Below are 23,460 nucleotides of genomic sequence, written 5' to 3' on the forward strand. Positions count from 1 at the left end.
GTGAGAAGCATATGGGATGGGTGGAGCTATCGCCAAAACGGTTTACGGCGAGGGGGTGGGGCGCGCCGCGGAGCGGGTGGCGGAGGGCGAGGGGGACGGCGACGGGGTGGGGGAGACGGGGGCGTCCTTCTTCAGGTTCTCCTCCGGAAGGTGGCGGCTGACCTCGGCGGTCGTCAGTCCGAGACCGCCCAGCGTGATCTCGTCCCAGGCCTGGAGCCGACGGGTGGAGCGGTCCATGTAGAGCACCGAGGCGTGCACCTTCTCCGGCTTCTCGTTCTGCACGGCGCGCAGCCCGCCGCCGCCCGTGGAGCCCTCGACCTTCAGCCGCGTGCCGAGCTTCAGCTGCTCGTTGATCCGGCGGTGCAGGTGGCCCGACAGCACCAGCGGGACCGTGCCGTCGGTCTCCCGGGCGGTGTTCGGGTCGTGGGCGACGGCGATGTCGACCGGGGTGCCCGCGCGTTCCTGGTCGCGCAGCGCGGAGGCCAGACGCGCGCCCTCCAGCTGGGCAGCCGCCTTGTTGCCGCCGGGGCCGGTCCTGTCCGGGGTGAAGGAGGCGTCGCCGGTGCCCGCGATCCGCAGCCCGCCGACGTTCACGGCCTTGCCGTCGTCGAGGACCCGGACGTTCCTGAACTTCTCCAGGTACGCCTGGGTGATGGGGGAGTCGTGGTTGCCGCGCACCCAGACGTAGGGCGCGCCGAGGTCGCGGACCGGGTCGAGGAAGCCGTTCTCGGCGGCGGAGCCGTGGTCCATCGTGTCGCCGGAGTCGACGATGACGTCGATCTCGTACTGCTCCACGAGCGAGGCGATGATGTGCCAGGCCGCCGGATTGAGGTGGATGTCGGAGACGTGCAGGACCCGGATGGTGCCGGGGTCGGGCTGGTAGACGGGGAGCGTGGAGGTCGCGTCGTACAGCTTGGTGACGTTGGTGACCAGGCGGGCCAGCTCCTGCTGGTAGATGTCGAACTCGGTGACGATGGAGCGGGCGTCGCCGACCAGGGACGGGGCGCTGGAGAGCAGCCCGGAGAACTTCGGCTCCAGGACGGACTTCGGGTTCCAGGTGGCGTACGCGCTGACGCCGGACGCGGCCAGCAGGGTGAGGGCGAGCCCGCCGGCGGCCAGGGCGCGGCGGGGGCGGCGGTAGACGACGAGGCCGAGCGCGGTCGCGCCGGAGACGACGGCGACACAGGAGCGCACGGCCAGCTCCCGGGTGCCGGCGGCGACGTCCCGGGTGACCTCGTCCTGGAGCCTGGAGAACCGTTCCGGCTGGTCGACCAGGGCCTGGGAGCGTTCGGGGTCGAGGCGGTCCACGTCCACGTCGAGCCGGAGCGGCGCGCTGTGCGAGTCCAGCTCCAGGGCGCCGAGCGGGGACACGTTGATCTTGCTGCCGCCGGTCAGGGAGGGGCGTAGCGTCATGTTGGTGTCCATGGGGCCGACCGGCGTACGGATGCTGCCCACGGCGAGCAGCCCCAGCCAGGCGCCCAGCACGACGACGGCGAGCATGCCGAGGGCGCGGAGGTACGGGCGGCGGGCGGTGCCCGTCAGGTCGCCGGAGGTCGCCGCGCCGGTGCCGGCGGGGGTACGGGAGCGGGTGCGGGCTGAGGCGTGGCCCCGGGACTTCGGGCCGACGAGCTGGGTGAGGCGGTGCCGGACGCGGTCGGCTGCGGCACGGAACGGGACGCGGACCATTGGGCCCGTATGCCCCGGTACGGCCCTCGCCATGCCGGGCGGCCCGCCCGGTCATGAGTCCGGGACGGTCGCCATCTGCCCGCGCCCCGCCCCCGTACGGGACAATGGCCGGGTGCTGGAGATGACGCGCGAACAGTTCGAGGAGCTGGTGAGCCAGGCTCTGGACCGGATTCCGCCGGAGCTGACACGGCTGATGGACAACGTGGCGGTGTTCGTCGAGGACGAACCGGAGCCCGGCGACCCCGACCTGCTCGGGCTCTACGAGGGCACCCCGCTCACCGACCGGGGTGAGTGGTACGCCGGGGTGCTGCCGGACCGGATCACCATCTACCGGGGGCCGACGCTGCGGATGTGCGAGTCGCAGGAGGACGTCGTCGCGGAGACCGAGATCACCGTGGTCCACGAGATCGCCCACCACTTCGGCATCGACGACGAGCGGCTGCACGCCCTGGGCTACGGGTGAGCGAGCAGGCCCCGCGGGAACTGCCGGAGCCCGGCCCGCCCGCCGCCCCGCAGGGCCGGGTGCTGGCGGCGGTCGCGGCCGGCGGCGCGCTCGGCGCGCTCGCCCGCTACGGGGCCCTGGTGCTGTGGCCCGGCGGGGGCGGCTTCCCGTGGACGGTGTTCTTCGTCAACGTGAGCGGCTGCGCCCTCATCGGCGTCCTGATGGTGCTGACCGTCGAACGGGGCCGGGTGACCCACCCACTGGTGCGGCCCTTCCTCGGCGTCGGCGTGCTCGGCGGCTTCACGACCTTCTCGACGTACGCGTCCGGCGTCTCGGACCTGCTCGTGCGTCAGGAGGCCTTGACCGGACTGGCGTACGCGGCGGCGACGGTGGTGGCGGCGCTCGGGGCGGTGTGGGCGGCGGCAGCGGGCACGAGGACCTGGCTGGACCGGAGCGACCGGGGCTCCCGGGGCTCCCGGGGCGAGGGGCGGGCCGCGTGAACTGGCTGCTGGTGGCGATCGGCGGGGCGGTGGGCGCGCCCCTGCGCTACCTGACGGACCGTGCGGTGCAGGCGCACCAGGGCCCGGGCGTCCCGTACGTCTTCCCGTGGGGCACCTTCACGGCGAACACGGCGGGCAGCCTGCTGCTCGGGCTGCTGACCGGCGCCGCGGTGTCCTCCCCGGCGCACGCCCTGCTGGCTACGGGCCTGTGCGGGGCGCTGACGACGTACTCGACGTTCTCGTACGAGACCCTCCGCCTGGCCGAGACGGGCCGGGCCTTCCTGGCGGCGGCCAATGTCCTGGCGTCGCTGCTGGCGGGCCTGGGCGCGGTGTTCCTGGGGGCGGAGCTGGCGGGCGGGTTCGGGGGGTAGCGGGGGCACGGCGGGCGGGCGGTCGCGCGGGTGGGTTCGGCGTGTTTCCTGCGCTGCCCGGGGCTGTTTCGCCGGTCATCGCGAGGGCGGGCTGCGTGATCCGTGCGGTGCCCGGGGGCCGTTTCGCGGGCCGTCGCGCGGGCGGGTGGCGTTTCGGGCGTGTCTCCGGCGGGGTCGGGGGAGTTGGGCACGGTGCGACGCCGTACCGCTCGCTCCTGACTCCCGCTTCGCCCCGGCGCCGCGCTCTCCGCTCCCGCCCGTCGCCCCCGCTCTCCGCCCCCTCGCCCCGGAGGTGCCACTCGTGCGCCAGTTGTCCGCCCCTGTCCGCTGGGCAGCCGTCACCGCGCTGACGATCGCCGCGTCCACCGGCTGTATGAGCGTCGGCGAGGACGACGCCGGGGGGCCGGGGCCCTCGCGGTCCGCCGGCCCGAAGGGCTCCGTCGCCGATCCGGCCGGGGACACGGTTCCCGGCTCCGGGCGGACCGGGGGGCGCGTCGGGGGCGCCCACCCCCACTCGGACCGGGCCGTGCCCGGGAGCAGCCCGAGCCCGGACGCCTCCGGTGCTGTGCCGTCGGTCACCCCCGATGACCCGCGCCCCGATCCGGCCGCGCCCGGTCCCACCCGGGGCGGACCCCCGCCCTCGCCGACGCCCTCGACGCCGGGGCCGGGGGAGCCGCCGCCGACCACCCCGGAGCCGCCGGCCCCGCCGACGCCCGACCCGGACCCGGAGCCCGAGCCGGAGCCCACCGATCCGCCGGAGCCGCTTCCCTCGGCCTCGCCCGCCGCGCAGCTGCGGGCCCATGCGATGAGCGGACCGGAGGCCTCCGGTCCGCTGCGGACTCCGGAGGCATCGCCGCAGGTGGGGCCGGTCTAGCCGGAGGTCTTCGGGGGCTGGTTTGCGCAATGTGGGTGAGAGTGCGTATGGTGGTAGATCGTTTGATCCCATTGCCCGGCGCCGACACAGAAGAGCGCCGTGTGGCGCGTACTCTCCCTTGCCGTGGCTGGACCGCATTGAGGCGGTCGAAATTGCGAATCACGGAGTTATGGGCGCGTGCCGAGACTCCGGAAGGTTTCGCATTTCGCATGTCAATTTCCAGTTCTGACCACACCGTCATGCCCGAGAACGTCGACAACGCCGAGCTCGTCGAGCTCGTCGAGGCCGCTGTGACCGAGGCCCCCGCCGGCGCCACCGCCCCGGCCGCCGAGAAGACCGTCGTCGCCGAGAAGTCCGTCGCGGACTTCATCACCGACGTTCAGGCCGACACGCAGGCCGACGCTCCCGCCGAGGAGATCGCGGACTCCGCCGAGGAGATCGCCGACGAGGCCGACGCCGAGCCGACCATCACCTTCGGCGACCTGGGCCTGCCCGAGGGCATCGTCCGCAAGCTCGCGCAGAACGGTGTGACCGCCCCCTTCCCGATCCAGGCGGCGACCATCCCGGACGCCCTGGCCGGCAAGGACATCCTCGGCCGAGGCCGTACGGGCTCCGGCAAGACGCTCTCCTTCGGTCTGCCGCTGCTGGCCTCGCTCTCCGGCGGCACCACCGAGAAGAAGAAGCCGCGCGGCATCATCCTCACCCCGACCCGTGAGCTCGCCATGCAGGTCGCGGACGCGCTGCAGCCCTACGGCGACGTGCTCGGCCTCAAGATGAAGGTCGTCTGCGGCGGTACGTCGATGGGCAACCAGATCTACGCGCTGGAGCGCGGTGTCGACGTCCTCGTCGCCACCCCGGGCCGGCTGCGCGACATCATCAACCGCGGCGCCTGCTCCCTGGCGAGCGTCCAGGTCGCCGTCCTCGACGAGGCCGACCAGATGTCCGACCTGGGCTTCCTGCCCGAGGTCACCGAGCTGCTCGACCAGATCCCCGGTGGGGGTCAGCGGATGCTCTTCTCCGCCACCATGGAGAACGAGATCGGCACGCTGGTCAAGCGCTACCTCTCCAACCCGGTCACGCACGAGGTCGACAGCGCCCAGGGCAACGTCACGACCATGTCGCACCACGTCCTCGTCGTGAAGCCGAAGGACAAGGCGCCGGTCACGGCCGCCATCGCCGCCCGCAAGGGCCGCACGATCATCTTCGTCCGCACCCAGCTGGGCGCGGACCGCATCGCCGAGCAGCTCATCGAGTCCGGCGTGAAGGCCGACGCGCTGCACGGCGGCATGACCCAGGGCGCCCGTACGCGGGTCCTGGAGGACTTCAAGAAGGGTTACGTCAACGCGCTCGTCGCGACCGACGTCGCCGCCCGCGGTATCCACGTCGACGGCATCGACCTGGTCCTGAACGTGGACCCGGCCGGCGACCACAAGGACTACCTGCACCGCTCGGGCCGTACCGCCCGCGCCGGCAAGTCCGGTGTCGTCGTCTCGCTGGCGCTTCCGCACCAGCGCCGCCAGATCTTCCGCCTGATGGAGGACGCGGGCGTCGACGCCTCGCGCCACATCGTCCAGGGCGCGGGCGTCTTCGAGCCGGAGGTCGCCGAGATCACCGGCGCCCGTTCGCTCACCGAGGTCCAGGCCGACTCCGCGAACAACGCCGCCAAGCAGGCCGAGCGCGAGGCCGCCGACCTGACGAAGCAGCTGGAGCGCATCCAGCGCCGCGCCGTCGAGCTCCGCGAGGAGGCCGACCGCCTGGTCGCCCGCGCCGCGCGCGAGCGGGGCGACGACCCCGAGGCTGCGGTGGCCGAGGTCGCCGCCGAGGCCGAGGCCGCCCTCGTGGCAGCCGTCTCCGTGCCGGAGCAGCCGGCCGCCCGTGACGAGCAGCGCCGCGACGAGCGGGGCAACTACGAGCGCCGCGACAACCGCGGTGGCGACCGCGGTGGCTACCGCGGCGGCAACGACCGTCGTGACGAGCGCCCCTCCGGTGGCTTCCGCTCCGGTGGCAGCAGCGACCGTCGCGATGACCGTGGTGGCCGTTCGTTCGAGCGTCGGGACAACGACCGTCCGGCGTTCAACCGCGACCGTCGTGACGACCGTCCGTCGGGTGGCTTCCGCTCCGGTGGCAGCAGCGACCGTCGGGACGACCGTGGTGGCCGTTCGTTCGAGCGTCGGGACAACGACCGTCCGGCGTTCAACCGCGACCGTCGTGACGAGCGCCCCTCCGGTGGCTTCCGCTCCGGTGGCAGCAGCGACCGTCGGGACGACCGTGGTGGCCGTTCGTTCGAGCGTCGGGACAACGACCGTCCCGCGTTCAACCGCGACCGTCGTGACGAGCGCCCCTCCGGTGGCTTCCGCTCCGGCGGCAGCGACCGCCCGTTCAACCGTGACCGTCGCGACGACCGCCCCTCCGGCGGTTTCCGCTCCGGCGGCGGCAGCGACCGCCCCACCGGCCGTCGTGACGACCACCGCGGCGCCAACACCGGCACCAACACCGGTTCCTTCGGCCGCCGCGACGACAAGCCGCGCTGGAAGCGCAACGGCTGACCCCCGCCCGGCCGGCATCCGGCCGAGCAGGTCCGCCTGACAGACCGGCAGGGCCCGTACGCCACCGAACCGACTCGGTGACGTACGGGCCCTGTTGCTGTTCCCGGTCCCGTGAGCCCGCCTCCCGGAGCCCGCGACGGGCCCGACACCGATACCGGATCGGCTGCCGGGACCGGGCGGGCTATGCTCGGGGGGTGATCCGTCGAGGGCCGTTAGCTCAATTGGTCAGAGCAGCGGACTTTTAATCCGTTGGTTGTGGGTTCGAGTCCCACACGGCCTACCGGTCACCGGGCGAGGGACTCCCTCCGGCCCGACACGAAACGCCTCGGTCCGCTCCTGCGGGCCGAGGCGTTTCGCTGTGCACGGGGTCTCGCGTACGCACGGTCAGGCGGGGATCTCCGCCGCCTCGGGTTCGATGGAGCGGCGCCTGACGAGCAGCAGGACGATCAGGACGGCCTGGAGCACGATGATGAGGACCATGCCCAGGGACGCCTGCGGCTCGTCGCCGACGAGGTTGGAGAACAGGCTGGTGTCCCACAGCCCGTGGACGAGCATCGGCAGCAGGATGACGCCGCCGACGCGGAGGCACAGGTAGAAGAAGTAGCCCGAGGTGGAGACGATGAGGGCCTGGAGGATGGCCTGCGCTCCCGCCCCGAAGGCGTTGCTGAGGTGTACGAGGCCGAAGACGAGCGAGGAGTAGAGGGCGACCCTGCCCTCGGTGAGCCCGGCCCGGCGGAAGACCTGTACGCCGATGCCCCGGAACATGAGCTCCTCGCCCACGCCGACGAACAGGCCCAGCAGGAGCAGGGAGGCCACCAGGGAGGCGCTCTGGTCGCCGAGGTGACCGTAGTTCAGGCCGAGCAGGGCGACGGCCAGCATGGAGGCCGGCACCCAGCGCACCCAGCGGCGAACGGGCACACGGCAGTGCAGGACCTCGCCCCACCATCCGAGCCAGGTCACGACGGCGGCGGCGAACACGATCGACGCCCCGATCGGGATCAGCGCGTTGCGCACGAGGGATTCCGTGGTGGGGAACGCGCTGTCGGAGTTGCCGGTGTCCACGCCGGTCAGGAAGCCGAGGCCCTGGATGATGCCCGCGTACACGGCGACGATCACCAGGAACCACGGCCACGCCAGCCTTCGCCCGGGCCGGCCCACCCGTATCGCGCCCGCCCCGTCCGTCACGCCCGTTCCGTCCTGCACCACATCACCCTTTTCTCCGTGGCGGGAGCACTGCCGCCGCTCCACCTGCCCCAGCCACCCGGTCGGATGCGGACTTTCGCAAAGATCTCATGCGGAACAGGGCAAAAGCCATGGAGGAGTCCCCGAGGGCGGGCGGTGCCCCGGGCCCCCGCCGTAATTGGTCGGAGGCGCGCCGGTCATGCCGTAGAGTGGTGTTTACCGACGCGGGGTGGAGCAGCTCGGTAGCTCGCTGGGCTCATAACCCAGAGGTCGCAGGTTCAAATCCTGTCCCCGCTACTGAAGGCCCGGGCCCGGCACGCACAGCGTGCCGGGCCCGAGTCGTTTTCCGGCGCCGTGATGGTTCGGCTTGACCTTGACGCAGCGTAAAGATCTAGCGTTTCCGGCATGGAGTGGTCCATTCAGGAAATCGCCAGACAGGCCGGCACCACGAGCCGCACGCTCCGGCACTACGGGGACCTCGGTCTTCTCACGCCGAGCCGGATCGGGAACAACGGCTACCGCTACTACGACCAGGACGCCCTCGTCCGGCTGCAGCGCATCCTGCTGCTGCGGGAACTCGGTCTTTCGCTGCCCGCCATCAAGGACGTGCTCGCGGGGCAGCGGGACACGGCGGTGGCGCTGCGGGCGCATCTGCGGCTGCTCGAACAGGAGCAGGCGCGCATCGGGCGGCAGATCGCCTCGGTGCGGACCACTCTCCACAAGACGCAGGAGGGGACGGAACTCATGGCCGATGAAGTGTTCGACGGCTTCGACCACACTGCCCACGAGCAGGAGGTCACCGAGCGCTGGGGCCGGGACGCGTACGAGGAGGGCGACCGCTGGTGGCGTTCGCTCGGGCCGGGACAGAAGAAGGCCTTCCAGGACGAGCACGAGGCCATCGCGCGCGCCTGGGGCCGGGCCGCGGAGGCCGGGCTCGCGGCCGACGGGGCCGAGGCGCAGGACCTCGCGCGGCGGCACTGCGCGTGGCTGTCCTCGGCCGAGGAGCCCAGCCGTTCGTACGTGATCGGGCTCGGCGAGATGTATGTCGCCGATCCTCGCTTCGGAAAGAACTACGATCGCTACGGGGACGGCACCGCCGCCTTCGTACGGGACGCACTGACGGTATACGCGGAACACCGGCTCTCCGACTGACCACGGAAGCGGGACCGCCGTCCGCCTTCCCCCTATTCGGCCGATGCGGAGTAGCCGCTCGGCGCGGCTCCGGGAAGCCTGGGCGGGGCGCGGTACCGTCCGCAGCCGTGGGTGGACCGGGCAGGAGTGCACAGGTGGGGATGGCCGACGAGCGGCGCAGGGGCACGGCGGGGAGCATCGACGCCGTGGGCCGTGCCGTGTTCGGGTCCCGGGAGGGCCAGCTGACGTCCGACGGGCGGCGTACCGGGCGGTTCGTCCGGATGCTGCCCGCCCTGCTGATCCTCGGCGGGCTGATGTTCGACTCGCTGGCTCCGCCCAACTTCACCGCGGTCCCCCTGTTCGTCGCGGCCCCGCTGATCGCCGCGCCGTTCTTCTCGCGGTCCCGGACCGTCCGTACGGGGATCGCCGCGGTCCTTTCCGTCCTCGCGATGCGGCTCTCCGACGGGACGTCCACCCAGGTGGTCCCGGTCATCGAGATGCTCACCGTGCTCACGGCGTCGGTGCTGGCCCTCGTCATCAACGGCGTCGTGCGGCGCGGCAACGAGCAGCTGGCCTCGGCCCGGGTCATCGCGGAGACCGCCATGCGGGCCGTGCTGCCGACCCCGGCCGAGCGGATCGGCGGGCTCCAGGTGGCCGCGCGGTACGAGGCGGCGCAGGCGGACGAGTTCGTGGGCGGCGACCTGTACGCCGTCGCGGACACCCCGTACGGCGTGCGTGTGGTGGTCGGCGACGTACGCGGCAAGGGGCTGGGCGCCGTCGAGGCGGTGGCGGTGATCATCGGGGCGTTCCGGGAGGCGGCCGAGCAGGAGCGTTCCCTGGAGGGCGTCGCGCAGCGGCTGGAGCGGGCGCTGGCCCGGGAGGGGACGCGGCGGTACGGGCTGGACGCCATGGAGGGGTTCATCACCGCCGTGCTGGCCGAGATCCCGCCCGGTTCGGCCTCGTTGCGCCTCGTCAACCGGGGCCACCCCGAGCCGATCCTGCTGCACGCCGACGGAGCCCTGGAGGTGCTGGCGCCCTCGGTGCCCGCGCTGCCCCTGGGGATGGACCTGGGGGTGTGGCCGGACCGGGCGGACGAGTGGGCGATGCCCGCCGGGGCGACGCTCCTCGCCTTCACGGACGGACTGTCCGAGGCCCGGGACCCGAACGGGGTCTTCTACGACCCGGCGGCCCGGCTGCGCGGCCGGATCTTCCCGGGCCCGGAGGAACTGCTGTCGGCGCTGACGGACGACGTACGGCTGCACACCGGCGGGCGGACCACGGACGACATGGCGCTCATCGCGGTCGGCCGGCCGGCGGAGGGGCAGCCCGTGCCCCGGACGACGGTGAAGATCGTGGGCCGGGGCGACGACGCCGGGCGATGACGGGGCGGCGGCGGACCGGCGAGCGGGCGGCGGCAGGCCTCGGCAGGGCGATGACACGGTGCGTAATCGAAGGGCACCACTCCGCATAACATTTGACACACCGTCAGAAAAAGTGGTGTGGCTGAGTCGCGGTCAAGTCGCCCGATTCCACCCGCTTGTGACCCGTACATCCCCGCCGTCTTCGTTAATGATCAACAGGAACAGCTTGGAATCGGGCCCGTCTGTCTATTAACGTTCGATAACGCAGCGCGGTCGCACAGCCGTCGTCGGAGACGGCACCGCGCGCGAGCGCCGAATTCCGCAAGGGAACCGGGGAACCACCTACATGGGGTGAATCGGACGCCTGCGTCTCGTGAGAGACGGAGGGGCCCGTAGGAGACCTTCCTGCTCCGAACCCGTCAGCTAACCCGGTAGGCGAGAAGGAAGGAAAGGAGTGCGCCCACGTGGCGTCCAACAAGCCTGCCCCTGAGGCCGTGTCACCCTTCAGTGCCGACACCTACGGTGGCGCGGAGCGGTCCACGGGGGAGTGGAACCCCACCGCGGAGTCCATCCGCCCCGTGCGCGGCAAGCACCGTGTGGCCAAGCAGCGTGGTCTGGCCCGGAGCTCCACCGTCCTCGGCGTCGGTGTCATAGCGGCCGTCGGTGCGGGCGGTATGGCCACCGCGCAGGACAAGGCGCCGGTCTCCATCTCTCTTCCCGATTCGATCGCGGACAACCTCCCCGACGCCAAGTCCCTTCCCGGCGTCGGGTCCTTGCTGTCGGACGAGGCCGAGCCCGCCCCGGTCGCCGCAGCCGCGCCCCTCACCACGGCCGGCCTCACCAGCGCCGAGGCCGAGCAGGGCACCGACGCCGGCGAGGCGCTGCGCGCCCGGATCCTCCAGCAGGCCGAGCAGCAGCAGGCCAGCGCCGACGCCGAGGCCAAGGCCGCCGCCGAGAAGGCAGCGGCCGAGACCGCAGCCGCCGAGGCAAAGAAGCAGCAGGACGCGGCCGAGGCCGAGGCCGCCGCGAAGAAGAAGGCGGCGGAGGAAGCGGAGAAGAAGAAGAAGGAGGCCGAGCGGCTCGCCAAGCTCGCCGCCAGCTTCTCCCTCCCCACCTTCTCGTACACGATCACCTCGACCTACGGTCAGTCCGGCGCGCTCTGGTCCTCGGGCCAGCACACCGGCCTCGACTTCGCCGGTTCCGCCGGTGCGCCGCTCAAGGCCGTGCACAGCGGCACGATCACGTCGGCCGGCTACTCCGGCTCGTACGGCTACCGCACGGTGCTCGAACTCGAGGACGGCACGGAGATCTGGTACGCCCACCAGTCCTCGATCGAGGTCTCCGTCGGCCAGAAGGTCACCACCGGCCAGACCATCGGCCGCATGGGCGACAGCGGCAACGTGACCGGTGTCCACCTCCACCTGGAGGTCCGCACCGCGGGCGGTTCCGCGATGGACCCGATGGCCTGGCTGAACAGCAAGGGCCTGAACGTCTGACCTCCCGCCCCTCCGGCCGACGTCCTCCGTCGCCGGCCCGCAACCCCGGCAGCCCTGACGCACACCCCCCGACGTCAGGGCTGCCGGTCTGTCCGGGGACGGTACGGCCCGCCGGGCGACGGAATATCACCCCCGCCCCGGCCCGTTGAACCTCCACATGACTTCTCCGCGCACTCTCGGCACATCCGACCTCCAGGTCTTCCCCCTCGCCCTCGGCGGCAACGTCTTCGGCTGGACGGCGGACGAGGACCGGTCCTTCGCCGTCCTGGACGCGTACGCCGCGGCCGGCGGCAACTTCATCGACACCGCCGACTCGTACTCCGCCTGGGTCGAGGGCAACGAGGGCGGCGAGTCGGAGACCGTCATCGGCAAGTGGCTCGCCTCCCGCTCCAACCGGTCCGACATCGTCGTCGCCACCAAGGTCGGCGCCCACCCCGAGCACCGGGGCCTGAGCGCCGGCACCATCAAGGGCGCGGCCGAGGCATCGCTGCGCCGCCTCGGCACCGACCACATCGACCTCTACTACACGCACTTCGACGACGAGACCGTCCCGGTCGAGGAGATCATCACCGCCCTCGACCAGCTGGTGAAGGACGGCAAGGTGCGGCACATCGCCGCCTCCAACATCAGCCCCGAGCGCCTGCGGGCCTCCCTCGACTTCTCCGAGCGCGAGGGCCTCGCCCGGTACGTCGCACTCCAGCCGCACTACAACCTGGTCTCCCGCGACACCTACGAGGGCGGCCTCCAGGACACCGCGGCCGCCGCAGGCCTCGCCGCCGTCCCGTACTACGCGCTCGCCTCGGGCTTCCTCACCGGCAAGTACCGCCCCGGTACGACCGTGGAGAGCGCCCGCTCCGCGAAGGCGGGCGGCCACCTGGAGTCGGAGCAGGGCCGCAAGGTGCTGGCCGCCCTCGACCGGGTCGCCGGGGAACGGGGCGCCGAGATCGCCACGGTCGCCCTCGCCTGGCTCGCCGCCCAGCCGACCGTCGCCGCCCCGATCGCCTCCGCCCGTACGGTCGAACAGCTCCCGGCCCTCGTCGCGGTCGCGGACCTGCGGCTGACCGACGGCGAACTCGCCCTGCTCACCGAGGCGTCGGCCTGACGGAGCCGGACGCCGCCACCGCTCACGCCCCCGCCGTCCGCCGGCGCTACGACGGCGGGCGTCGGTGGCTGTGCGGAGCGCCGCCGTACGGCTGGGGCGGCGGGTAGGCGCCCGGGGCGTATCCGGGCGTGGGCCCGTGCGTCTGTCCGTATCCGGGCGTGTGCCCGGGGCCGTATCCGGTTCCGTACCCGTACCCGTTGGCGTATCCGTTTCCGGTTCCGTACGGGGGCGGCAGGGGGCGGCCGTGGTGGGCGCCCGGGCGGGCCGTCAGGAGGGCCGCGTGGGCGAGGGCAGGGGCGGCGACCTCCCGGCGCTGCCAGAGGTGGTGCAGCAACTCCCGTTCCCGCGCGCCGAAGTCCGGGCCCACCGCGCCGTGGCGGGCCCGGCGGCGCAGACCCGCCAGGGAGGTCGCGAACGACTCGTACTCCGCTACCGCGCGGGCCGCGGCCCTGCCCCGCGTCCGGTCCGGCTGCCAGTGGCGGGCCAGGTCGCGGGCCATGCCCCGGGCCCGCATGGAGGAGAGCGCCGACGGCTCGGCCGGGGTGAGCCAGCCGGCCGCCGCATAGGCGGGCAGCTCGGCCGCCAGGGTGCGCAGCTCCCGCTGACGCGACCAGATCGCCAGCCAGGTCACCAGGCCGAACGCCGGGACCATGACGATCCCGTACACCGTGTAGAAGCCGTACGGGCCGAAGGACGACGAGCCGTTCCACAGGGCGTGCAGACCCATCGCCAGCAGCAGCCCCAGCAGCGGCAGGGCGATCCGGCGGGCCCGGTGGCGGCGGGCGCTGACGGCGGCGAAGCCGAAGCCGAGGCCGGTGAGGACCGTGAACAGGGGATGCGCGAACGGCGACATCACGATCCGCACGAAGAACGTCCCGGCCGTCACCGAGGCGAACCCGGAGCTGCCCGACAGCTGGTCCTCGCCGAAGGCGTTGCCCAGATAGAGGATGTTCTCGGTGAACGCGAAGCCCGTCGCGGTGAAGCCGGCGACGACGACGCCGTCCACCACCCCGCTGAACTCCCGTCTGCGGAACAGGAAGATCAGCAGCACGGCCGCCGCCTTCGCGCTCTCCTCGACCACGGGGGCGATCACCGTCGCCCCCAGGGTGTCGGCGCTCGCCGGGTCGGCCGTCGCGGTGGCTATCCAGCGCGTCGCGAACGAGTTGGCGATGATCGCGACGAGCGCGGCGGCGCACGCGCCCCAGGCGAAGGAGAACAGCAGATTCCGCCAGGGCCCCGGCTCGACCCGGTCCAGCCAGCGGAAGGCGGCCATCAGGAGCGGCACCGGAAGCACCGCCAGGCCGAGACCGACGAGGAACCCCTCCGGGCCGGTCTGCTCCCGGACGAGGGCCAGGATCACCAGCCCGCACAGCACGAGCGCCACGATCACGGCCCCGGCGCGGAACACCTTGCTGCGCCACACCATGCCGACGCGGTGCGGCCGGTAGCGCCCTCGGCCGCGCTCCGGCGCGGCGCCCAGGACCTCGTCGAGCCGCTCCTCATGGAGGACCGGGACGGCGGGTCGCGCCTGCTGCTGCTGCACGGAGGGGTCGGACACCTCTCGACCCTAACGAGGAGCACCGACACCCGGCGACGGCGCATCCGGCCAGGACATGGCGGGGGGCCGTCGCGGGCGGTGGGCGTCAGACGCGGGCGAACAGAAGGTCGTGCACGACGTGCCCCTTGTCCAGGCCCTGTCCCTCGAAGCGGGTGAGCGGCCGGAACGCGGGACGCGGGGCGTACCCGCCGTCGGCCGCGGTGTTCTCGAAGCGGGGGTGCGCGGTGAGCACTTCCAGCATCTGCTCGGCGTACGGCTCCCAGTCGGTCGCGCAGTGGACGACGGCTCCGGGCCTCAGCACCGGGGCCACCAGGTCCAGGAACTCCGGCTGGATCAGGCGCCGTTTGTGGTGCCGGGCCTTGGGCCAGGGGTCGGGGAAGTAGACCCGCAGGCCGTCGAGCGACTCGGGGGCCAGCATCTCGCGCAGCAGGATGACCGCGTCGCCGTTGGCCACCCGTACGTTGGTCGAGCCGGCCTTGTCCGCGAGGCCCAGCAGATTGCCCTGGCCGGGGGTGTGGACGTCGACCGCGAGGATGCCGGTGCCCGGGTCGTCGGCCGCCATCTGCGCGGTGGCCTCGCCCATGCCGAAGCCGATCTCCAGGACGACGGGCAGGCCGTCGAACAGATCGGCCAGGTCCAGGACGCGCTGTCCGTCGATGTCCAGGCCCCACTTCGGCCACAGCCGCTCCAGGGCGTCCTGCTGGCCGGTCGTGACCCGGCTGCGGCGCGGCTGGAAGCTGCGGATCCGGCGCTCGTGGTGCGAGCCGGCGGGGTCGGCGGCGGGGCCGCCGGGGAAGCGGGGCTCCATGCGCAGCCGGCGCGCGCGCTCGAAGGACGCGGCGCGCAGCGCGGCGGCTTCGTCGGCCGCGGCATCGGCCGCCGTGGAGCCGGTCGGCGTGGGGCCGGCGGGCGCCGTGTCGGCCGCGTCGTCGTCGGGGACTGCGGCGGTGCTGGGGTTCAGGGGCTGCTCAGACACAATGACCGGATTCTACGGCGGGCGGCTTCCATCCCGTCTCCCGAGCCCGGCGCAGCGCACGCCGCGCCACCTCCCGTCCGATGGGCAGGCACGCCGTCGCGGCGGGCGACGGGGCGTTGAGCACATGCACGGTGTGCGGGGCCTCGCGGATCAGGAAGTCGTCGACCAGCGTGCCGTCCTTCAGCACGGCCTGGGCCCGGACCCCGGCGGGCGACGGGCGCAGGTCGTCCTCGGTGACGGCGGGCAGCAGCCGCTGGACGGCCCGGGTGAAGGCGGACCGGGACAGCGAGCGGTGCACCTCGCCCGCCCCGTACCGCCAGTGTCTGCGGGCGATGTGCCAGGTGCCCGGCCAGCTCAGCGTGGACAGCAGTTCGGCGGGGCGGACCTGCGGCCAGGTGTATCCCTCGCGGGCCAGGGCGGGGACCGCGTTCGGCCCGACGTGGACGGAGCCGTCGAAGCCCCGGGTGAGGTGGACGCCGAGGAAGGGGAACGCCGGGTCCGGCACCGGGTAGACCAGGCCGCGCACCAGCTCGGGGCGGGCCAGCGCGTAGTACTCGCCCCGGAACGGCACGATCCGCATCCCCGGGTCGTCCCCGGCGAGGCGGGCCACCCGGTCGCTGTGGAGGCCCGCGCAGTTGACCAGCACCCTGGCCCGGACGACCGGGCCGTCCGCCGTGCGCACCGCGACACCCCAGGGGCGCCGGTCCACCGCGGTGACCTCCGCGCCGTACCGCACGATGCCGCCCATGGCGGTGACCTCGGCGGCGAGGCGGCCGGCGACGGCGGTGAAGTCGCAGACGCCCGTCGTGCCGACCCGGATCGCCGCGAGGCCCCGGACCTCCGGCTCGTACTCCGCGATCTGGGCGGGGCCCAGCTCCCGCACGGGCAGTCCGTGCTCGCGGCCGCGCTGCACCAGGCCGTGCAGCCGGGGCAGCTCGGAGCGTTCGGTGGCGACGATCAGCTTGCCGGTGGTGGCGTGGGCGATGGAGTGCTCGGCGCAGAAGTCCGCCAGCTCGGCGGAGCCGCGCACCGCGTACCGGGCCTTGAGGGAACCGGGGCGGTAGTAGATGCCGCTGTGGATCACGCCGCTGTTGCGGCCGGTCTGGTGGCGGGCGGGGCCGCGCTCCTTCTCCAGGACCGTCACCCGGGTGCCCGGCGCGGACCGCAGAAGCGCGTACGCGGTCGACAGACCGACGATCCCGCCGCCGATCACCAGCACATCGCAGTCGTACGCCGCGTGCGTCATCATCACGCCACCTCCCACCCCGATAGTGCACTGACCCACTGACAACCGGCTCAAACCCGAGCCGGGCAGGGCGTGGCGCACACTTCGCCCGGCGGCTCCCCGGACCGGGTCCCGCCGGGCGCCTTCCGCCGCCCGGCCGCCGCCCGGCTCAGACCGGGGTGACCAGCAGCGGGCGCGCCCGTTCCCGCAGCTCGGCGACGCGGGGCTCGTCCCCGTACGGCTCCAGGCGGTGGAGCAGATCGCGTACGTACTCCGTGGTGCGGGCCGAGGAGATCCGCCCGGCGACCTCCACCGCCCGGGTGCCCGCCGCGCAGGCCGCGTCCAGATTGCCCGACTCCAGCTCGGCGACGGCGGACACGACGAGCCGCAGTCCGTGGCTGCGGACGAACTCCTCGGTCGGCCGGGACAGCGCCTGCTCCGTGAAGCGCCGCACCTGGCGGGGGGCCTTCAGGTCCCGGTAGCACTCGGCGGCGTCGGCGGCGAACCGGTCGTAGCCGTAGAAGCCGAGCCACGGCGGGTCGGAGTCGCCGGCCCGGGACCGCTCCAGCCAGCTCTCGGCGCCCTTGAGCGCGGCCCCCGCGGCCGGTGCGTCGCCCGCCTTCGCATGGGCACGGGCCTCCACCAGCCGGAAGAAGCTCATGGTGCGGGCGGTGGCGAGACCGCGGTTGCGCTCGACGGCCGCCTGGGCGAGGTCGACCCCTTCGTCGGCGAAGCCCCGGTAGGTCGCCTGGAGGGACATCGAGGCGAGGACATAGCCGCCGAGCGGGACGTCGGCGGCGGCCCGGGCCAGGCGCAGGGCCTGGATGTAGTAGCGCTGGGCGGCCTCCTGCTGCCCGGTGTCGAAGGCCATCCAGCCGGCCAGCCGGGTCAGCTCGGCCGACGCGCCGAACAGGGCCCGCCCGACCTCGTCGGTGTACGAGCCGAGGAGCAGCGGTGCGGCGTCGACGCGTAAACACTCGGGAACCATGGAGGAGCGCCAGTCGCCGCCCCCGTACTTGGAGTCCCAGCGCCGGGCGTCCTGGGCCGCCTCGCGCAGCTTCGACACATCGCTGTGTCCGACCCGCAGCGGTGAGGCGTCCGCCACGGCGTCCGGGCCGGGCTGGAGCGGGACGGAGCCCGCCGCGCCGGGTGTGGCGCCGCCGGTGTGGAGAATGTGTGCGCCCCGGGCGTCCGGTGCGGCCCCCGATCCGCGGGGACCGGCCCCGCCGGGGCTCTCGGACCCGCCGCCGCGCGCCCCGAGGATCGCGGCCTGTGCGGCCGTGGGGTCCCGGGCCACCGACGGATCGGCGGGGGTTATCAGCCAGCGCGACGCGGGGGTCGCATAGGCGCTCACCGAGAACGATCCCGCCAGGGACTGCCAGATCCCGCCGCCGCCCCGCCGCCCGGCCAGATCCAGCCGGTACAGCTCGGTCGCCGACCGGACCGCCTCGCCCACGTCCCGGGGGAAGGCGAGGCCGACCTCCGGGGCCGGGTCCGCGTCGGCGAGGCCGATCTCGTGCAGCGGGACCGGCCGGCCGAGCTTGGCCCCGATCGCCGCCGCGATGAGATGCGGCGCCGCGCCCTGCGGCACCATTCCCTTGGCGACCCACCGGGCCACCGAGGTCTTGTCGTAGCGAAGTGTCAGACCGCGCTGTGCTCCGAGGTCGTTGACCCGCCGGGCGAGCCCGGCGTTACTGATTCCCGCGAGGGCGAGAACCGTGCCGAGCTTCTCGTTCGGCCCGCGTTGCTCCCTGGACATGCGCCACCCCTCGACACACAGACGGCCGCCGCGTCACCGAGGACGGCGCGCGGCATTCGTACCGATGCCTCCCCAGGTTCGAACCTCCGTACTCCGCCTGCACACGCATGTGGCCGAGCCCCGAGGAATATGCCCCCCTGTTGAGAACACCAGTAAACACAGCGTAGTTCTCCCTATCCCTACCGTTAAGGGGCAGACGTCCGGATGGCGGGATTGTTGTCCGTGCGGGCGGTCCGGGCCGCCCGGGCGGCGACGCGCGGGCCGGGGTGCGGCGTGCTCCCGGTGTGTGGCCGTGCGCCCGGCCGTGCGCTCTGGCCCGGCGATCGGCGGAACGCTTGTCTGGGTACCGCGTGGGTCGGCCCGCTGCACTGGACTCAGTGGGCTGGGGGAAACCGCCGCTCCATTCCCCGCGGGCGGTGGACCGGTCCGGGAGGTGAGGCCCACCTCCCGGACTGTGCGTGGAAGGGTCCGCCAGGGGGGCGCGGCACGACATGCGCGCAGGGTGGCGCTTCGAGAGAATGGCCGAATAGCGACGGTCCGGTGAGGGTCAGGCCAACGGTCCGACTATGGCCGGATATCGGCGCTGTTTCCGGGCGGCGCCGGCCCCTCCCCTTCCACGGGGGCGGGCCGGGGCGGCGCGGAGACCGGAAGGCCCCGCCTCCGTAACTCCCGGAACCGGCAGTTCCGTTGTTGTCGTCGCGGTGAAGACCGCGTCCGGCCTTTGCCAGGGGCGCATGCTCTTCCGGCGTGCGCTGCCCGTACACCCTCTCGTGCGGCATTGTCGTGGCAGCATGTCCCGCAGCGGCGTTTCGCTCGTCAAGTGCGCCGTTTTGTCCACAGCCTGTGGAGGCGGCGATGCGTTGGTTGGTGGGATGGAGCAGTATCGCCGCGAGCTTCGGCACTGTCGGCGCCGTCGGAAACGGCGGAGAGGGGCGCACGGTTCACCCCGTGGGCTCCCAACTCCTGTGGGGAGACCCGGATCCGCTGTGGGCGGTCGGTGACTGGCGGCCCGACGAGATCCGCGTCATCGTCGTCGCGACCCCCGAAGGGGCGCCCACCGCCCGTCTCGCGGTCCTCGGCTGCTGCGGCGCCACCGACGAGCAGCTGCGCGTCGGGCTGCTCGCCGCGCGCGGCGGCGCGATGCGCCATCTCACCGCCTGGCCCGGCAGTTACACCGCCGTCGTGCAGATCGGCCGCCGCATCACCGTCGCGGGCGATCTGGCCGGCGCCCGGCCCGTCTTCCACACCCCCTGGGCCAACGGCACCGCCTTCGCCACCGCCGCCCTGCCGCTCGCCGACCTCATCGAGGCCCAGCTCGACATCGGGCACCTCGCCGCCCTGCTCGCCTGCCCGGAGACCCCCGAGGCCCTCGGCGACGGCACGCCCTACGTGGGCGTGAAGCGGGTGCCGCCGGGCCACGCGCTCATCCTGCGGGAGGGCTCGCGGGAGATCACCGGATACGAGGCCGTCGCCTCGCTCGCCGTCGCCGCACCCCAGGCCGACCCGGTGCACGCCGTGGAGGGCGTACGGGACGCGCTCGTCGAAGCCGTACGCGCCCGGCTCACGGCCCCGCGCCATGCGCCGGAAGCCCAGGCGCCGGACCCGGGGCCCGTCCCCGGCATGGGCCCCGCCGACCGGCGCGCGGCCCGGGGAGGTCCCGTGGCGGGCATCGGCGCCGACCTCTCCGGCGGCAGCGCCTCCGCCACCCTCGCCCTGCTCGCCTCCGGACTGCCCGGACTCCCCGGCACCCTCCTCGGCCACGGCACCGGCGCGGGGGAGCGGCTGCTCGCCGTCACCTTCAACGACCTCACCACCCGCGGCAACGAGGACGAGCTGGAGCGGGCCCGCGTCATCGCCGCCAACCCGCGCCTGCACCACGTGGTCGTCGCGGCGGGCGAAGAGGCCCTGCCGTACGCCTCGTTGGAGGCGGGCGCGCTCACCGACGAACCGGCCCCCTCCCTCGTCCTCGCCGAACGCCACCGCCGCCGGCTGTCCGCGGGCAGCGCCGACCACCTCGTCGGGAACGGGGCCCGGCAGGTCCTGGACGCCCACCCGGCCCGCCTCGCCGACCTCCTGATGGACCGGCGCAGACGCCACCTCCTGCGCCCCGTCGCCGCCCTGACCAAGGCCGAAGGCCCCACGGCCCACTCCCTGTTCGTCCCGCTGACGGTCTACCGCGCCGCCCGCCGCCTGGCCCGCACGTCGTACCGCACCGGCCTGGAGTCCGCCGCCGGGCTCCTCCCCGACGCCAACCGCTACGCCCCCGACCTCGCCACCCCCGCCGACGCCTCGCTCGCCGCCCTCGCCTGGTCGCGCCCGGGACCGGCGGCGCGCTGGCTGACGGGGGAGGCGCTGGCCGAAGTATCGGTTCGTCTCCAGGAGGCGGCGATCAGGCCCGCCTCCGTGCAGCGCCCGGGGGAGGCCCGCGCCCGCGCCGCCCTCGCCCGGGGAGCCGCCGACCACCGGATCCTGGAGCAGGCCGCGGAGATCCGCAGCCAGCGCCTGCACGCCCCGTTCCTCGACAACCAGGTCGTCCGGGCGGCCCGCGCCCTGCCCGAGTCGCTGCGCGTCCAGCCCGGCGCACGGGCCGCGATCCTGCGCCGGGTGCTCAGCGGGGCGGGCATCCACGATCTGCCGCCCGGCTGGGGAACGCCCTCCCAGGCCACCTCCACCGCCGTCACCCGCACCGGCCTGCGCATCGCGCTGCCCGACCTGATGGCCCTCTTCGACGCCCCGCTGCTGGCCGACGCGGGCCTGGTCGAGGCCCGCGTGGTCCGCAAGGCCCTGCGCGCCGCCTCCGAGGGCGAGCCGCTGCCCCTGGACGGCCTGGCGGACCTGGCCTCCACCGAACTGTGGCTGCGCCGTCTGCTGGCCCGACGCGGCACCTGCTGGACGGGTACGGCCGCTCCGCGCCAGCGCGCGGTCGCGGGCGGTGTGATCCCCGCCCGGCGCACGCTCCAGCCCTGACCGGAATCACGCCCCGGTCCTGACCGGAAGACGATGCCGGGAAGCCCGGCCCGGGGCGCGTACGGCTCAGGAGCAGCTGATCCGGGACTCCGCCCAGTCGGCCAGGGCCACCTCGCCGAAGGGCGTCTCCGGCTCCACCACGAGGCGGATCGAGGACTGGCCGGCGATGCTCACGCTCACCGGGACGGCGGGGGCGCCGCCCTCCATCACCGGGGAGCGCCACAGCCGGGCCCCGTCCCCGTTGAACACGGAGAAGCGCACCGCGCCGAGCCCCATAGTCAGGTCGTCCACGCCGACCATGGCCTGATAGCTCGTGCACGGCCGGTTCAGCTGGATGGTCACCGAGGAGCGGGCGTGCACGGTCACCCCGTGCGCGTAACGGGTGGAGGCGATGGACACGTTCGAACGCTGCCAGATCCAACTGCTCTGCCCCATCACGACCTCCGGCTCGCTCCTGTCGCCGAACACGGAGTACGCCAGCTCGCTGACCTGGTAAACCTCCGGGGCGGGCGGGGGCGGCGTGGGCTTCGGAGGCGGTGTCGGCTTCGGGGACGGCGGCGGGCTCGGCGCCGGGGGCGCGGGCTTCGGCGGCGGCGCGGGGGAGGGCGTGGGGCTCGGCGTCGGCGTCGGCTTCGGGGCCGGCTCGGACGGTGCCGGGGGCGCGGGCGGCGCGGGGGCGGCCGGAGGCTTCGGGGCCGGCTTCGGGGACGGCGGGGGCGGCGGCGTGGGCACGGCGGGCGCCACGACCGGCGGTTTCGCGACCGGCCTGGGCTCCGGCTTCGGCTGGTCGTCGCCGACGAGCGCCCACACCAGACCGGCCGCGGCGGCCACCACCACGGCGGCGGCGATCCCGGCCTTGGCGGGCGCGCCGAGCCCCTCGGAGGCCACCGCGCCCCCGGCGGCCCCACCGGCGGAACCGGACCCGGTGGCCGCCGCGGCGGCTCCCGCTCCGGCGGCCCCGGCCGCGCCGCCGGCCACGATGCCCGCGGCCTTGAGCGAATACCCGGCGGCGAACCATCCGATGACCGCGACGGGCAGCAGCGCCGGAATCCCGGCGTTCACGTGGTCCAGCTCGCCCGCGGCCACCCGGCACTTGGCGCATGCGTCGAGGTGCTTGCGCAGCCCGCGCTCCGCCCGGGTCCGCAGACCGCCGCGGGCATGGGCGCCGAGCCGGTCGGCGTACTGCGCGCAGTCCCCGCCGGTGGTGAGCGCCTGGCTGACGTGGGCCTGGAGGTAGGCCTGCTTGAGCCCTTCGCGGGCGCGGCTGGCCAGGACGGCGGTGGCGTTGGCGGTGAGGCCGAACAGCGGGGCGATCTCGCTCGGCGACTCCTCCTCCACCGTGGTGTGCCACAGGACCGCCTGCCAGCGTTCGGGGAGGCTCCGGAACGCCTGCATCGCCATCGTCTGCTCGGCCTCGTGCATCGCGAGGACGTCGGCGCCGAGGTCGAGGGTGTCGTCGTCGGAGAGCTCGGAGGAACGGGCGGCCTGGGCGGCGAACACCGCGAAGTCGTCGACCAGATGCTCACGCTTCGCGCTCTTCGTCCAGGCGGCGGCGACGTGGCGGACGGCGGTCATCAGATAGGCCCGGACCGCTTCCGTCGGCCCTTTTCCGCCCCGTACGGCCTGGAGCGTGCGCGCGAACACCTCGGCCGCCAGGTCGTCGGCGGTGTGCGCGTCCCGGCAGCAGCTGCGGGCGTAGCGCAGGACGGCGCCCGAATGCCGCCGGAACAGCTCCTCGTAGGCCTGGTCGTCGCCGGCGCGCATGTCCTCGATCAACCGGGCGTCGGACAGCCCGAGTTCGGGGGCCCCGCTGCGGCCCGCGCGCTGCTGCGGAACCGCGTGGGCGCCGGCCGCGCCGGAGGCGTCCTCCTCGGCGACGGCGGGCCACGGGCCGGGCAGGACGGTGCCGCCCTCGGACGCACCGTCCGACGCGCCGCGCACGGCCTGGGTCGGCACCTGCCCGGCGGACGGCCCGTCCGCCTTCGTGTCCCTGTCGGCCGCTGCGATCTCGCCGAGCGGCTCTTCCTGCTGCTCGTTACCGCTCATCGCGGAAGCCCCCGTATACACCCTCAGACCCGAATACCGGCCAAGACTGCCACATGGCTCAATCGCGCTGGCCCCTCAGCCCCGCCAACCACTCATCCGGGGCGTTTTCTCGAATGCGAGTACTAGAGGCCCTACTTTCGGGGAATGAATCTCCGCTGATTCGCCGCCGTTTCGCCCCCGGGCCCGCTCACCGCTTCGCCCCGACCGTCGGCGGGCGTCGCCCTCCGTCCGCCCCGCA

The 23,460-nt window shown here is 73.8% G+C and carries 17 protein-coding genes, 2 tRNA genes and 1 riboswitch; of the genes, 12 read left to right on the forward strand and 7 right to left on the reverse strand.

Going from position 1 to position 23,460, the window contains the following annotated elements; all coding sequences use genetic code 11:
- Window positions 1-42: 42 nt before the first annotated feature.
- A complete protein-coding gene (locus IE272_RS11570; protein WP_073958360.1) occupies window positions 43-1,686 on the reverse strand; it encodes a metallophosphoesterase family protein in 1,644 nt (547 codons plus the stop codon).
- A gap of 112 nt (window positions 1,687-1,798) precedes the next feature.
- Here IE272_RS11570 and IE272_RS11575 point away from each other — a divergent pair, with 112 nt between their 5' ends.
- The 6 genes from IE272_RS11575 to IE272_RS11600 all read left to right on the forward strand — a co-directional run bounded on the left by IE272_RS11575 (window position 1,799) and on the right by IE272_RS11600 (window position 6,699).
- Entirely contained in the window at window positions 1,799-2,149 is a 351-nt protein-coding gene (locus tag IE272_RS11575; RefSeq protein WP_032790371.1) for a metallopeptidase family protein, read from the forward strand.
- Window positions 2,146-2,628 (forward strand): fluoride efflux transporter FluC, encoded by a 483-nt coding sequence (locus IE272_RS11580; protein ID WP_190006777.1) that lies wholly within the window; start codon window positions 2,146-2,148, stop codon window positions 2,626-2,628. The genes IE272_RS11575 and IE272_RS11580 overlap by 4 nt, the downstream gene beginning before the upstream one ends.
- Window positions 2,625-2,999, forward strand: coding sequence for a fluoride efflux transporter CrcB (gene crcB / locus IE272_RS11585; protein WP_050358690.1), 375 nt, complete (start codon window positions 2,625-2,627; stop codon window positions 2,997-2,999). Before IE272_RS11580 ends, crcB begins: the two co-directional genes overlap by 4 nt.
- A gap of 301 nt (window positions 3,000-3,300) precedes the next feature.
- Complete coding sequence (locus tag IE272_RS11590) at window positions 3,301-3,873, forward strand: hypothetical protein (protein WP_050358689.1); 573 nt, start codon at window positions 3,301-3,303, stop codon at window positions 3,871-3,873.
- A 209-nt stretch (window positions 3,874-4,082) separates the two neighbouring features.
- The gene (locus IE272_RS11595) at window positions 4,083-6,419 is read left to right on the forward strand and encodes a DEAD/DEAH box helicase (protein ID WP_373304167.1); all 2,337 of its coding nucleotides are present in this window, start codon (window positions 4,083-4,085) and stop codon (window positions 6,417-6,419) included.
- Between the two features lie 206 nt (window positions 6,420-6,625).
- Window positions 6,626-6,699, forward strand: a tRNA-Lys gene (locus tag IE272_RS11600).
- 104 nt (window positions 6,700-6,803) lie between these two features.
- On the opposite strand, the gene IE272_RS11605 is transcribed toward IE272_RS11600, so the two are convergent.
- On the reverse strand, window positions 6,804-7,622 hold the full coding sequence (locus tag IE272_RS11605) for a CPBP family intramembrane glutamic endopeptidase (protein ID WP_229897272.1): 819 nt from the start codon (window positions 7,620-7,622) through the stop codon (window positions 6,804-6,806).
- 202 nt (window positions 7,623-7,824) lie between these two features.
- Here IE272_RS11605 and IE272_RS11610 point away from each other — a divergent pair.
- The 5 genes from IE272_RS11610 (at window position 7,825) to IE272_RS11630 (ending at window position 12,691) form a co-directional block, all read left to right on the forward strand.
- Window positions 7,825-7,898: transfer RNA gene (locus IE272_RS11610), tRNA-Met, on the forward strand.
- 108 nt (window positions 7,899-8,006) lie between these two features.
- Complete coding sequence (locus tag IE272_RS11615; protein ID WP_190006778.1) at window positions 8,007-8,753, forward strand: MerR family transcriptional regulator; 747 nt, start codon at window positions 8,007-8,009, stop codon at window positions 8,751-8,753.
- Between the two features lie 140 nt (window positions 8,754-8,893).
- Window positions 8,894-10,114: a PP2C family protein-serine/threonine phosphatase gene (locus tag IE272_RS11620; RefSeq protein WP_190006805.1), complete on the forward strand. Its 1,221-nt coding sequence runs from the start codon at window positions 8,894-8,896 to the stop codon at window positions 10,112-10,114.
- 279 nt (window positions 10,115-10,393) lie between these two features.
- Window positions 10,394-10,546: riboswitch (cyclic di-AMP (ydaO/yuaA leader) on the forward strand.
- Between the two features lie 11 nt (window positions 10,547-10,557).
- Window positions 10,558-11,589, forward strand: a complete 1,032-nt coding sequence (locus tag IE272_RS11625; RefSeq protein WP_056702433.1) for a M23 family metallopeptidase — start codon at window positions 10,558-10,560, stop codon at window positions 11,587-11,589.
- A 157-nt stretch (window positions 11,590-11,746) separates the two neighbouring features.
- On the forward strand, window positions 11,747-12,691 hold the full coding sequence (locus IE272_RS11630; protein WP_190006779.1) for an aldo/keto reductase: 945 nt from the start codon (window positions 11,747-11,749) through the stop codon (window positions 12,689-12,691).
- Between the two features lie 46 nt (window positions 12,692-12,737).
- Here IE272_RS11630 and IE272_RS11635 read toward each other — a convergent pair whose 3' ends face one another.
- From IE272_RS11635 to IE272_RS11650, 4 genes are all read right to left on the reverse strand, one after another.
- Complete coding sequence (locus IE272_RS11635; protein ID WP_190006780.1) at window positions 12,738-14,249, reverse strand: PrsW family intramembrane metalloprotease; 1,512 nt, start codon at window positions 14,247-14,249, stop codon at window positions 12,738-12,740.
- 85 nt (window positions 14,250-14,334) lie between these two features.
- Complete coding sequence (gene trmB / locus IE272_RS11640; RefSeq protein WP_190006781.1) at window positions 14,335-15,225, reverse strand: tRNA (guanosine(46)-N7)-methyltransferase TrmB; 891 nt, start codon at window positions 15,223-15,225, stop codon at window positions 14,335-14,337.
- Window positions 15,218-16,474 carry an L-2-hydroxyglutarate dehydrogenase gene (gene lhgD, locus IE272_RS11645; protein WP_047177454.1) on the reverse strand — a complete coding sequence of 419 codons (1,257 nt, stop codon included), beginning with the start codon at window positions 16,472-16,474 and terminating at the stop codon, window positions 15,218-15,220. Before lhgD ends, trmB begins: the two co-directional genes overlap by 8 nt.
- Window positions 16,475-16,619: 145 nt before the next feature.
- Window positions 16,620-18,209, reverse strand: a complete 1,590-nt coding sequence (locus IE272_RS11650) for an NsdA family TPR-like regulatory protein (protein WP_056702452.1) — start codon at window positions 18,207-18,209, stop codon at window positions 16,620-16,622.
- Between the two features lie 855 nt (window positions 18,210-19,064).
- Between IE272_RS11650 and IE272_RS11655 the strand changes: the two genes are divergently transcribed.
- On the forward strand, window positions 19,065-21,176 hold the full coding sequence (locus IE272_RS11655; RefSeq protein WP_190006782.1) for an asparagine synthase-related protein: 2,112 nt from the start codon (window positions 19,065-19,067) through the stop codon (window positions 21,174-21,176).
- A gap of 66 nt (window positions 21,177-21,242) precedes the next feature.
- Here the strand turns inward: IE272_RS11655 and IE272_RS11660 are convergent, their stop codons facing one another.
- Window positions 21,243-23,222 carry a sigma-70 family RNA polymerase sigma factor gene (locus tag IE272_RS11660; RefSeq protein WP_190006783.1) on the reverse strand — a complete coding sequence of 660 codons (1,980 nt, stop codon included), beginning with the start codon at window positions 23,220-23,222 and terminating at the stop codon, window positions 21,243-21,245.
- Between the last annotated feature and the right edge of the window lie 238 nt (window positions 23,223-23,460).

Origin of the sequence: Streptomyces anulatus (assembly GCF_014650675.1) — a bacterium.
Taxonomy (GTDB): domain Bacteria; phylum Actinomycetota; class Actinomycetes; order Streptomycetales; family Streptomycetaceae; genus Streptomyces; species Streptomyces anulatus.

Coding starts and splice junctions, on each gene's coding strand:
- IE272_RS11615 (WP_190006778.1), top strand. CDS start 8,007: ATGGAGTGGTCCATTCAGGAAATCGCCAGACAGGCCGGCACCACGAGC.
- IE272_RS11595 (WP_373304167.1), top strand. CDS start 4,083: ATGTCAATTTCCAGTTCTGACCACACCGTCATGCCCGAGAACGTCGAC.
- IE272_RS11630 (WP_190006779.1), top strand. CDS start 11,747: ATGACTTCTCCGCGCACTCTCGGCACATCCGACCTCCAGGTCTTCCCC.
- IE272_RS11570 (WP_073958360.1), bottom strand. CDS start 1,686: ATGGTCCGCGTCCCGTTCCGTGCCGCAGCCGACCGCGTCCGGCACCGC.
- IE272_RS11660 (WP_190006783.1), bottom strand. CDS start 23,222: ATGAGCGGTAACGAGCAGCAGGAAGAGCCGCTCGGCGAGATCGCAGCG.
- IE272_RS11650 (WP_056702452.1), bottom strand. CDS start 18,209: ATGTCCAGGGAGCAACGCGGGCCGAACGAGAAGCTCGGCACGGTTCTC.
- IE272_RS11655 (WP_190006782.1), top strand. CDS start 19,065: ATGCGTTGGTTGGTGGGATGGAGCAGTATCGCCGCGAGCTTCGGCACT.
- lhgD (WP_047177454.1), bottom strand. CDS start 16,474: ATGATGACGCACGCGGCGTACGACTGCGATGTGCTGGTGATCGGCGGC.
- IE272_RS11620 (WP_190006805.1), top strand. CDS start 8,894: ATGGCCGACGAGCGGCGCAGGGGCACGGCGGGGAGCATCGACGCCGTG.